9 protein-coding genes are annotated in these 10,603 nt (G+C 64.2%); 7 read left to right on the forward strand and 2 right to left on the reverse strand.

What is annotated here, in order from left to right:
* On the forward strand, positions 1–1,495 hold a 1,495-nt coding region (locus WA904_RS14280; protein WP_425197787.1), incomplete at its 5' end, for a sensor domain-containing diguanylate cyclase.
* A 4-nt stretch (positions 1,496–1,499) separates the two neighbouring features.
* Here the strand turns inward: WA904_RS14280 and WA904_RS14285 are convergent.
* Positions 1,500–2,414, reverse strand: a complete 915-nt coding sequence (locus WA904_RS14285) for a LysR substrate-binding domain-containing protein (RefSeq protein ID WP_425197788.1) — start codon at positions 2,412–2,414, stop codon at positions 1,500–1,502.
* Between the two features lie 105 nt (positions 2,415–2,519).
* Here WA904_RS14285 and WA904_RS14290 point away from each other — a divergent pair, with 105 nt between their 5' ends.
* The 4 genes from WA904_RS14290 (at position 2,520) to WA904_RS14305 (ending at position 6,985) form a co-directional block, all read left to right on the forward strand.
* A complete protein-coding gene (locus WA904_RS14290) occupies positions 2,520–3,407 on the forward strand; it encodes an N-formylglutamate amidohydrolase (RefSeq protein WP_425197795.1) in 888 nt (295 codons plus the stop codon).
* A 22-nt stretch (positions 3,408–3,429) separates the two neighbouring features.
* A complete protein-coding gene (locus WA904_RS14295) occupies positions 3,430–4,434 on the forward strand; it encodes a Bug family tripartite tricarboxylate transporter substrate binding protein (protein ID WP_425197789.1) in 1,005 nt (334 codons plus the stop codon).
* A 109-nt stretch (positions 4,435–4,543) separates the two neighbouring features.
* Entirely contained in the window at positions 4,544–5,965 is a 1,422-nt protein-coding gene (locus tag WA904_RS14300; RefSeq protein ID WP_425197790.1) for an MmgE/PrpD family protein, read from the forward strand.
* 24 nt (positions 5,966–5,989) lie between these two features.
* On the forward strand, positions 5,990–6,985 hold the full coding sequence (locus WA904_RS14305) for a Bug family tripartite tricarboxylate transporter substrate binding protein (RefSeq protein ID WP_425197791.1): 996 nt from the start codon (positions 5,990–5,992) through the stop codon (positions 6,983–6,985).
* A gap of 88 nt (positions 6,986–7,073) precedes the next feature.
* On the opposite strand, the gene metG is transcribed toward WA904_RS14305, so the two are convergent.
* Positions 7,074–9,167 (reverse strand): methionine--tRNA ligase, encoded by a 2,094-nt coding sequence (gene metG / locus WA904_RS14310; RefSeq protein WP_425197792.1) that lies wholly within the window; start codon positions 9,165–9,167, stop codon positions 7,074–7,076.
* Positions 9,168–9,438: 271 nt separating this feature from the next.
* On the opposite strand from metG, the gene WA904_RS14315 reads away from it, so the two are divergent.
* Positions 9,439–9,804, forward strand: a complete 366-nt coding sequence (locus tag WA904_RS14315) for a hypothetical protein (protein WP_425197793.1) — start codon at positions 9,439–9,441, stop codon at positions 9,802–9,804.
* Positions 9,801–10,603, forward strand: an 803-nt coding sequence (locus WA904_RS14320) for a hypothetical protein (RefSeq protein ID WP_425197794.1), incomplete at its 3' end; no start/stop codon positions are given. The genes WA904_RS14315 and WA904_RS14320, both read left to right, overlap by 4 nt.

The following is a 10,603-nucleotide window of genomic DNA, read 5'->3' on the forward strand; positions in this document are numbered from 1 at the left end:
GGCCAGGGCGGACCGCATCATGCCGGCCGGCGGCGGCGCGGCCCTGTGGTACCAGCTGGCCCTGCCCGCCGTGAGCGTGGCCACACCGTTGGTGCTGGCGCTGCCGCACCCCGGCATGAACCTCGTGGAGCTGTACCGGCCCGCGGCCGACGGCAGCTGGCTTGTCCAGCGCTCGGGCGATTCAATCGCGGTGTCGCACTGGCCCATGCCCTACCTGCATCCGGCGTTCGAGCTGGTGCAGCAGCCGGGAGAGGCGCGACCGGGCTACTTGCGGGTGCAGCACAGCCACCCCATTAGCGTGCGCTGGAGCGTATGGAGCGCACGCGACTTCCAGGAGTCCAGCAAACGCTGGCATTTCCTGTTGGGCGCGTATGCCGGGCTGGTGGCACTGGTCATCGTGATCTGTACGGTCAACGCCTATTCGTGGCGCGATTCCATCCACTTCTATTACGCGGCCTATGTGCTGGTGATTGCCTGCGGACAGCTCTCGCTGACCGGCCTGGCCGGGGAGTACTTCTGGCCCGACAACCCGTGGTGGAACGACGCGGCGTCCAATGTACTGCCGGTGACCGGTGCGGCCCTGGGGCACGTCTTCCTGCGTGAACTGGTACGGGGGCGCGGCATCCGCTGGCCCGCCCACCTGATGCTGGCCTTGGCCGCTGTGGGCGCTGTGCTGGCGCTGGGCTTCCTGTTCGTTGGGCGGGACCCGTTTTTTGCGCTCAGCGGCTCCTATTACCTGGCCAGTTTTGTGGTTTACCTGGGTGTCGCGGTCTGGTACGCCTGGCGCATTCCACGCGTCGGCTTGTGGGTGCTGGCCGGCATCCTGGCGGTGCTTGCCGGTTCGGTGTTCCCCATCCTGCGCAACATGCAGCTGGTGCCCCTGTCCTTCATGACGCAATATGGCGCGCAACTGGGCGTTGCCACTGAGATCCCGCTGTTGCTGGTTGCCCTGTACCTGCGCAGCCGTGAACGGCGCAGCAACCAGGCGCGCGTCGGCGCCATGGCCCGGGTTGACCCGCTGACCGGTGCGGCCAACCACCGGGTGATGCTCGAGCGCCTGCACCAGCTGCTCCAGCACCAGCTGCGCGATCCGGCGCTGGGGGTGGTGCTGCGGGTGCGCATCGGCAATATCCAGCAGATCCGTGATGAGTACGGTCTGCAGGTCGCACAAATGGCGCTGGTCCACGCCGGTGCCTGCATCAACCAGGTGGCCCGGGAAGGTGACACGGTGGCGCGGCACCGCGACGGCGACTTTGTGCTGATTCTGGAAGGCCGGGTCACACGCGACCAGATCTCGGAAATAGGCCAGCGCCTGATTGCGCGCGGGCTGTCGCCCAGTGAGTTGCTGCCGCCGGGGGCCGTGCTGCAGCTCAAGGTGGCCATTGCCGCTACACCTTTCCGTGCGGCGGGTGTTGGGGCGCTGCTGCAGGCGCTGGATGCCGTGGTCACCGAGCTGGCGGCCCGGCCGGGGAAAGCCCTGCGTTTTCTGGCCTGAGCGTTCAGGGTTTCATCCCAAACTGTTTCGCGCTGATTTTGGCTTCGTCCAGCAGCCATTGCGTGAACTGCTCCACGGCGTCGTTTTCGGCCAGGGCTGCGCGGCTGCAGAGGTAATAGCCGCGATCCGTGACCACCGCAGGGCCGAACGGCAGCACGAGCTGGCCCGCCGCCAGCTCGGCTTCGATCAGCCAGGGCTGGATGATGGTCGCGCCCATGCCCGCGCAGGCGGCGACGATCAGGTTGTTTCCCAGGTCGAACCCCGCACCCAGCGTGGGTGGCGTGTCCACGCCGCCGACCTTGCGCAGCCACAGCGCCCAGTTGTCCGGGTAGTTGATGTGCTGCAGGAGTGTGAGCTTGAGCAGGTCGCGCGGCTGGCGCAGGCCGGCCGCCAGCGCTGGTGTACAGGCGGGCTGGAGCTCGCGCCCCAGCAGGTAACGCGCACGGACGCCGCGCGGCCAGGCCCGCGCCGGGCGCTTCACGTTGATCCACAGATCCACGTCATCGCGTTCAAAGTTCTCGTCGTGGTGGAACTGCCGCAACTCGATCTCGATGCCGGGGTGCTGCGCGTGGAACTGCGCAAGCCGCGGTACCAGCCAGCGCGTGCACAGCGTGGGAACCACGCTCACCCGCAGCTTGCGCGACGCGGCACGCACACCGAACTCGCCGATGGCGTTTTCAAGCCCCGCCACATGGGCCTCCACCAGCGTCTGGAATTCGCGTCCGCGGGCCGTCGGCTGTATCCGGGCGCCTGAACGGTCCAGCAGCGTGCATTCCAGGCGCTGCTCCAGCCGCTGCACGGCGCGGCTCACGGCCGCCTGCGTCACGCAGAGCACATCGGCCGCCCGGCGAAAGCTGCCCAGCTGGCACACCGCCAGGAACGCATGCAACTCGGGCAATGAAGGAGATTTGAACCGCATGCCCCCGATTACATCAGGTTATCAGCCCGGATCAAATTGTCGTTTGCCCCTGACGCCCGGGCCGCCTACGCTTCGCTCATCTTCCATCGACCGAGAAAAACCGTGATGTCACCCGAAGCCTCCCGACCCGCTTTACCTGTTTTACCTGTTCTGGTGCTGCCCCCAGCCGTGCCCGCCATCGCCTTGGTATGCGACTCGCCGCACAGCGGCACCGACTACCCGGCCGATTTTGATTACGCCGTGGATGCTGCTGAACTGCGCAAACTCGAGGACACGCACGTGCACTGGCTGTGGGACGCCGTGCCGCGTGTGGGCGGCACCCTGGTGCATGCGACCTTTCCGCGCAGCTACATTGACCCGAATCGTCATGAAAATGATATCGACGTGGCCATGCTGGCCGACACCTGGCCCGGCGGGGCAGCGCCCACGGCGCGCACCCTGGCGCTGGGCAACGGGCTGGTGTCCAGCCTGACGCCGGCGCGCCAGCCCATCTATGCACGCCGCCTGCAGGCGCGGGAGGTGTCGCACCGGATTGAGCATTACTGGCGCCCCTACCGGCGCGCGCTGGCGCAGGCGCTGGAGGCAGCGGCCCCTGAAGGCCCGCGCTGGCACCTGAACCTGCACTCCATGCCCAGCAATGTCTACGAGCGGCTTGGCCGTGTGGCGCCCGGGCCGCTGGCCGACGTGGTGCTGGGCGATCTGAATGGCCAGAGCTGCAGCGCTGCTTTTACCGAACTGGTGGCCGGGGCGTTTCGCCAGCTGGGTTACAGCGTCGCTGTCAACGAACCCTATGCGGGCCAGGACCTGCTGCGTGAATTCGGCGAACCTGGACGCGGACACCAAAGCCTGCAGATTGAATTTAACCGCGCGATCTATCTGAACGAAAAGACACGCGAACTGCTGCCGCGCGCCAACGCCGTGCGCGAGGACGTTGCCGACGTGCTGTGCGAGATCGCGGCCCACATTCGCAGCGTCACCCCTGCCCATTCCTGATCGCCCTTAACGAGGATTTACCATGACCATCATCCTGCATCGCCGCCGCTTTCTCAGCACCACCTGCGCCTTGGGCAGTGCCATTGCCTTGCTTGCCGCGCTGACCAGCAACGCCCTGGCGGCAGACTGGCCCGCCGCCCAACCCATCAAGCTGATCGTACCCTCGGCCGCCGGCGGCACGCCCGACCAGACCAGCCGCAAGCTGGCCAACTACCTGCAGGACAAACTCAAGCAATCGGTGACCGTCGAGAACCGCCCCGGCGCGTTAGGCACCATTGCAATGCAGGCGGTGGCCAAAGCCCAGCCCGATGGCTACACGCTGGGCTTCGGCAACATCGTGACCATGGCGATCAACCGCAGCCTGATCCGCAAGATGCCCTACGACCCCGACAAGGACCTGGTGCCAGTGGCAGTGCTTTCGCAGGTGCCCAATGTGCTGGTGGTCCGCCAGGGTTTTCCTGCGACCTCGGTGCGCGACCTGATCATCTCCGCCAAGAGCCAGCCGGGCCGCTTCAACATGGGCTCGGGCGGCAACGGCACGACCAGCCATCTCAGCGGCGAAATCCTCAAGGAGAAGGCCGGCATCAGCTTCAACCACATCCCCTACCGCGGTGCCCCGCAGGCGCAGACCGACCTGGTCGGCGGGCAGATCGACTTCATGTTCGACAACCTGCCGTCCATGCTGAGCGCCATCCAGGCAGGCAGGGTGCGCCCGCTTGCGGTTACCAGCAAGCGGCGCTCTGCGCTGCTGCCCGATGTGCCGACCATGGAAGAGGCGGGCATTGCCGGCTTCGAGGTCGTGGCTTGGGGCGGCATTGTGGCACCGACTGGCACGCCTCGGTCGGTGATCCTGCGCCTGAACCGCGAGATCAACAATTGGCTGCAGGCGCCTGCGACCAAGGCCGAAATGGCGCAAGTGGGGCAGGTCGCGCTCGGGGGAACGCCCGAGTTTTTCAAGACGCATATCGACAGCGAGGTCAAAAAATGGGGTGTCGTGATCCGCGATGCCGGAGTGAAGCTTGACTGAGTGTGCCTGCCTCCTCACGTAGACCTGCAGCTGCGTGTCTGCGATTCGTTCCACACCCGTCTGCGCCGATAGGCGCAACCACATACCAAATCACGTCCCAAGGACAAGCATGCTCAGTTCCCATATTCCCGCTACCCAGGTTCTCGCGCACTGGGCTGCCACGGTCCCCAATCAATGGGGTGAATCCACCCTGCGCACGGCAGAGCACTCCCTGGAGGACACCATCGCCGCCATGGTGGCAGGCGCTGGGGACCCGGTTTGCGCTTCAGTACGGGCGGGATTGCGTGCCACGGGACCGGTTCCGGTGGTGGGTAGCAGCATCGGGACTTGTGCCGCCTTCAGTGCCCTGGCCAACGGCACGGCCGCCCATGCGCGGGAGCTGGATGAGATGTTTTTGGTCGCCGGGGGGCATTTTGGCTGCGCTGTGATCCCAGCCATCCTGGCGCAAGCCCACGAGATGGATGCCACACTGGACGCCGTGCTGGATGCATTGATCGTCGGGAGCGAGGTGATGGCCCGCGTCGGGATGGCGATGGACCGGTCTCATGCCGAAAAAGGCTGGCACGGCACTCAAACCATTGGAGTGATCGCTGCCGCAGTAGCTTGCGGCAGACTGCTCGGGCTGGACGCGGCCAGGATGACGCATGCCCTGAGTCTGGCCGTTTCCATGGCAGCTGGACCCAAGGTCCAGTTCGGCACCGACACGAAACCCGTGCATGCCGGACTGGCGGCTCAAGGCGGTGTCCTGGCCGCATCGCTTGCGGCCTCGGGCGTCACGGGCAGCGATAAAGCCCTGGAAGGCCCGCATGGGTTTGGCGCACTTTATGCCGGGGACTCGGCGGCCGACTGGCGGTCCGTGGCTGCGGTCAACGACGGCCCGCTGGCGATCGACAGCCATGGCCTGTCGTTCAAGCTGTATCCCAACTGCGCGTCCACACACCGCTGCCTCGACGCGTTACAAGCCCTCGCCACCGAACATCGATTCGGTATGGAGGACGTGGAGCGTGTCGACACACTGGTCGGGCGCGTCAACCTGGTGAACCTCAAATACCCAGAGCCCAAGAATCCCCGCGAGGCCATGTTTTCCATGCCCTACGCGGTGGCCACGATGCTCCGTTATGGCACGGTCACGTTGGCTGACTTCACGCCGAAAGCGGTGCAAGACGACGTGACCCGACGCCTCATGCCACGCGTCGAAATGCGCCTGGCCTCGACACGCGTGGAAACCGCAACACAGCTGCTTCCCCACACCACAGCCGTGACCTTGAAGGACGGACGGCACCTGGAGCGTGTAGTTCACCACGCCAAAGGATCGTTCCTGAATCCGTTTTCGGCGTTGGAGCGGCAAGTCAAATTCGAACAATGCACAAAGGGCATCCTTCCGGAAGAGCGCTTGGCACCGCTTCGCGACAACCTGGCTCGACCGCAAGGCGTCAAGGTCCGCCAACTGCTCGCACTGCTCCAGTTCGAAGCTCAGATCGATGACGGCGCGCGTTTCGGCCGTCTGCCAGGCAGGGCCATCTACCCCTGATTTTCCCCCTAACGAGGATTCACCATGACCATCATCCTGCATCGCCGCCGCTTTATCAGCACCACCTGCGCCTTGAGCAGCGCCATCGCCTTGCCCGCCCTGGCCCAGGCACCCGCCCCTTACCCGAATCGCCCGATCACACTCGTGGTGCCGTTTCCGCCCGGCGGCTCGGCGGACGGCGCGGGCCGGGCCATGGCCGACAGGCTTGGAAAAGTACTTGGACAACCCGTCATCGTGGACAACAAGGCTGGCGCGGGCGGCGCCATTGGCTCCGCAATGGTGGCCAAAGCACCGCCAGACGGCTACACCCTGATCCTCACCTCGCAGACCACGCATGTGGTCAACCCGGCCATATCGCCCCGCCTGCCCTATGACGCGGTCAATGACTTTGCGCCCATCACGCTGATTGAGCGGCTGGCCAACGTGCTGCTGGTCACCCCGGGCTTGCCCGTGAAGAACTTCGCCGAGTTTGTGAAATATGTGAAAGCAAACCCCGGCAAGCTGAATTACGCCTCCTCCGGCAACGGCTCGGTGGCGCACCTGAACATGGAGTTGCTCAAGGCCAAGCTGGGGCTGTTCATCACCCACATTCCGTACCGCGGCGCGGGACCGGCACTCACTGACCTGATGTCCGGCCAGGTGCACATGACCTGGAACAACCTGACAACCAACCTCGCCACGATTCAGGCCGGACGCCTGCATGCGATGGCCGTGGCGTCGCCCGTTCGCGCGCCGCAATTGCCCGAGGTGCCGACCTTTGATGAACTCAAGTTGCCGGAGCTGAACCTCACCTCATGGGCGGGCCTGGCTGCGCCCGCCAAAACGCCCGAGCCCATCATTGCCAAGCTTTACGACGCAATGCGCGGCGTTTTGCGCGACCCGCAGACGCAAGATGCCTGGCGCAAGCGCGGCGCGATGGTCCCTGAAGACGTGAAGCCCGCTGAGTACCGCAAGGAAATCCAGCAACGTATCCAGTTCTTCCGGAACATTGTGAAGACTCACAACATCGTTCTGGATTAAGCAGATCGCCGGGCAATTCGTCCTTGCTCGCTCCGATGAAAATTGCAGCAGAGCGGGAAGCCGGGAGCTTATTGACGCTCCCTCGCCGCTAGCGCACCCGCATGCCGGGCAGGGCTCCCGGCCAGGGCTCCAGCACAAAGATGCCGGGTTGCGCTTTTTCGTCAGCGTGGCTGGCCGCCAGCACCATGCCTTCACTGATACCGAACTTCATCTTGCGCGGCGCCAGGTTGGCGACCATCACCGTGTGTTTGCCGATCAGGTCTTCAGGCTTGTAGGCCGAGGCGATACCGCTAAAGACGTTGCGCATTTTCCCCTCGCCCACGTCCAGTGTCAGCCGCAGCAGCTTGGTCGAGCCTTCGACGGCTTCGCAGTTGACGATTTTGGCAATGCGCAAATCGATCTTGGCGAAGTCGTCGATGGTGATGGCAGGGGCCAGTTCCTCGCCGCCGGGCGTAGTTGTTTCTGCTATTAAATCAGTAGCTGCTTGCGCAGGTGTTTCCTGGGCTGGGGGCTCAAACAATGCATCAAGTTGCTTGATGTCAACACGCTGCATCAGGTGTTTGTAGTCGCCGATCACATGGCTGCTGCCCAGGCTGGCTGCCGCGTCGGAAAACCCCAGGGACCCGGCTTTCAGGAAGTTTTCCACTTCCGCGGCCAATGCTGGCAAGACCGGTTTGAGGTAGATGGTGAGCAGGCGGAAGGCCTCGATACATACCGTGCAGACATCCTGCAGGCGCGTGTCCATGCCCGGCTGCTTGGCCAGCTCCCAGGGCTTGTTCTGGTCTACATAGGCATTGACACGGTCGGTCAGCAACATGACCTCGCGCAGTGCCTTGGCAAATTCGCGATATTCATACAGCGACGTGACATTGTCTTTCTGGTCGCGCAGCACCGAGAGCAGGGCATCACCGTCGGCTGAAATCTCGCCAAGCTTGCCGCCAAAACGCTTGGCAATGAAGCCCGCCGCGCGGCTGGCAATGTTGATGTACTTGCCCACCAGGTCGCTGTTGACCCGTGCCATGAAGTCATCGGCGTTGAAGTCAATGTCTTCATTCTTCGCATTGAGCTTGGCAGCCAGGTAGTAACGCAGCCACTCCGGGTTCATGCCCAGGCTCAGGTACTTGAGCGGGTCCAGTCCGGTGCCGCGGCTTTTGCTCATCTTCTCGCCGTTGTTGACGGTGAGGAAGCCGTGCACAAACACGTTGTCCGGCGTCTTGCGGCCGCTGAAATGCAGCATGGCCGGCCAGAACAGCGTGTGGAAGGTGACGATGTCCTTGCCGATGAAGTGGTACTGCTCCAGCCCGGGGCTGGCCATGTAGGCTTCGTAATTCTCACCACGTTTTTCGAGCAGGTTTTTCAGCGAGGCCAGGTAGCCGACCGGTGCGTCCAGCCACACATAAAAGTACTTGCCCGGCGCATCGGGGATTTCGATGCCGAAGTAGGGCGCATCCCGCGAGATGTCCCAGTCGCCCAGGCCTTCGCTTTGGGTGCCGTCGGGGTTGGTGCGAACGCTGAACCACTCCTTGACCTTGTTGGCGACTTCGGGTTGCAGCTTGCCGTCCTGCGTCCAGTCTTCAAGAAAGTCCACGCAGCGTTGGTCGGACAGCCTGAAGAAAAAATGTTCCGAATTTTTGAGAACGGGCGTGGCGCCAGAAAGAGCTGAATACGGGTTGATCAAATCCGTGGGCGCATACACCGCGCCGCAGTTTTCGCAGTTGTCGCCGTACTGGTCTTTGGTACCGCACCTGGGACAGGTACCCTTGATGTAGCGGTCCGGCAGGAACATGTTTTTTTCGGGATCGAAGAACTGCTCGATGGTCCTTGTTTCAATCAACCCGGCTTTTTTCAGGTCCAGGTAAATCTGCTGCGCAAGCTGGTGGTTCTCCGGCGCGTCGGTCGAATGCCAGTTGTCAAAACTGATGTGAAATCCATCGAGGTAGGGCTTGCGTCCTGCGGCGATGTCGGCCACAAACTGCTGTGGTGTTTTGCCGGCTTTTTCGGCCGCGATCATGATGGGTGCGCCATGGGCATCGTCGGCGCCGACAAAATTCACCGCATGGCCCTGCATCCTCTGGAACCGCACCCAGATGTCGGCCTGGATGTACTCCATGATGTGGCCGATGTGGAAATTGCCATTGGCGTAGGGCAGGGCGGTGGTGACGAAAAGGCGGCGCTGGGACATGGTGGTGCTTTGGTGAGCTGTTTGAGCTTGCTGAGGCTAACCGGCGATTTTAAGTCGGACGGCCTTGCTGCGCCCGCAGTGCCCCCGCTTGCCCGCATCATGCGGTGAGTCCTGGGCGATGTCGCCGACTCGCCGCCGCATGGGGGCAACCCTGCCATTTGCGGGGGTGTTGATCAAAATCACGGCTGATTCGTCGGCATGGGGAGACACTGCAAAAAAAGCGGGCTTGCCGATACCGATACCACATGCGGGCAAGTTGAGCCCCGTCGCCATGGAAGGAGTACGAATGACACGCAAGGCAACTATCCCGGCAGACGCCCGGTACCCCCGGAACGAGGCCGACGAGGACGCGCCCGAGGGACTGTCCGAAGCCACCGACCCCGTTGAGGAAGCGGGCCGGATCGTGGCCCGCCCGGACGGCTACCACTGGCTGGCGCAGGACGGCAAACAGGAGTTCGGCCCGTTCGAGACGCTGGAACTCGCTCAGCAGGACATGGATGCCGCTGACGGCGGCGAGCAGGAGCCGACCCTCAGCCTGCAGGAGGCTGAACGCGAGATCGGCATCGGCGAATGGCTGGATCCCGAGACCGGCGAGCCCGCCGAAGGTCCGTCGCCGCCCTACCCGGAAGGCGAATGACCGTGGCGCCGGCGGCAGGGCGGCATATCGACGTCTGCAACGGCGATGCCGACGGCCTGTGCGCCGTGCTGCAATGGCGGCTGGAGAAACCGGCACCCGCTGTGCTGGTCACCGGGCTCAAGCGCGACATCGCGCTGCTGGACCGGGTGCAGGCCGGGCCGGGCGACGAGGTGCTGGTGTGCGACGTGTCGCTGCAGCGCAACCGGTCGGCCCTGCTGCGCCTGCTCGCTGCGGGCGCGCAGGTGCGCTACTTCGATCACCACGCGCCGCCCGATGTGCCGGACCACCCGAACCTGGAAACCCACATTGACCTCGACAGCCAGACCTGCACCAGCCTGCTGATGGACCGCCACCTCGGCGGAGCTCACCGGTCCTGGGCGCTGGTGGGGGCGTATGGCGACAACCTGACCGGTGTGGCTGACGCGCTCGCAGCGCAGACGGGCATGAACACCGAGGACCGTGACCGTTTACGGATGCTCGGCGAGGCCATCAATTACAACGCCTACGGCGAAGAGGAAAGCGATGTTTTCATGGCGCCGGCGCGCCTGTACGAGACGCTGCGGCGTTACCCCGATCCGCTCGACCTGCTCCTGCGCGAGACCATCGCGCAGCAGCTCGACGCCTTGCGCCGCGACGATCTGCGCCGGGCGGCAGGCGTGCCGCCGCACTGGCAGAACCACCACGCCAGTGCAACCGTTCTGCCGGATGCCGGCTGGAGCCGGCGCGTGATCGGCTGCCTGGCCAATGAACTCGCCCGTGCCGAGCCGGAGAAGGCGCATGCGGTGCTCAAGGCGGTGCG

It is taken from the genome of Polaromonas sp., assembly GCF_049790275.1.
Classification (GTDB): domain Bacteria; phylum Pseudomonadota; class Gammaproteobacteria; order Burkholderiales; family Burkholderiaceae_C; genus Polaromonas.

Bases quoted from the DNA above. Each gene is read 5' to 3' on its own strand.
- WA904_RS14285 (WP_425197788.1), bottom strand. From the start codon at position 2,414: ATGCGGTTCAAATCTCCTTCATTGCCCGAGTTGCATGCGTTCCTGGCG.
- WA904_RS14290 (WP_425197795.1), top strand. From the start codon at position 2,520: ATGTCACCCGAAGCCTCCCGACCCGCTTTACCTGTTTTACCTGTTCTG.
- WA904_RS14295 (WP_425197789.1), top strand. From the start codon at position 3,430: ATGACCATCATCCTGCATCGCCGCCGCTTTCTCAGCACCACCTGCGCC.
- WA904_RS14300 (WP_425197790.1), top strand. From the start codon at position 4,544: ATGCTCAGTTCCCATATTCCCGCTACCCAGGTTCTCGCGCACTGGGCT.
- WA904_RS14305 (WP_425197791.1), top strand. From the start codon at position 5,990: ATGACCATCATCCTGCATCGCCGCCGCTTTATCAGCACCACCTGCGCC.
- metG (WP_425197792.1), bottom strand. From the start codon at position 9,167: ATGTCCCAGCGCCGCCTTTTCGTCACCACCGCCCTGCCCTACGCCAAT.
- WA904_RS14315 (WP_425197793.1), top strand. From the start codon at position 9,439: ATGGAAGGAGTACGAATGACACGCAAGGCAACTATCCCGGCAGACGCC.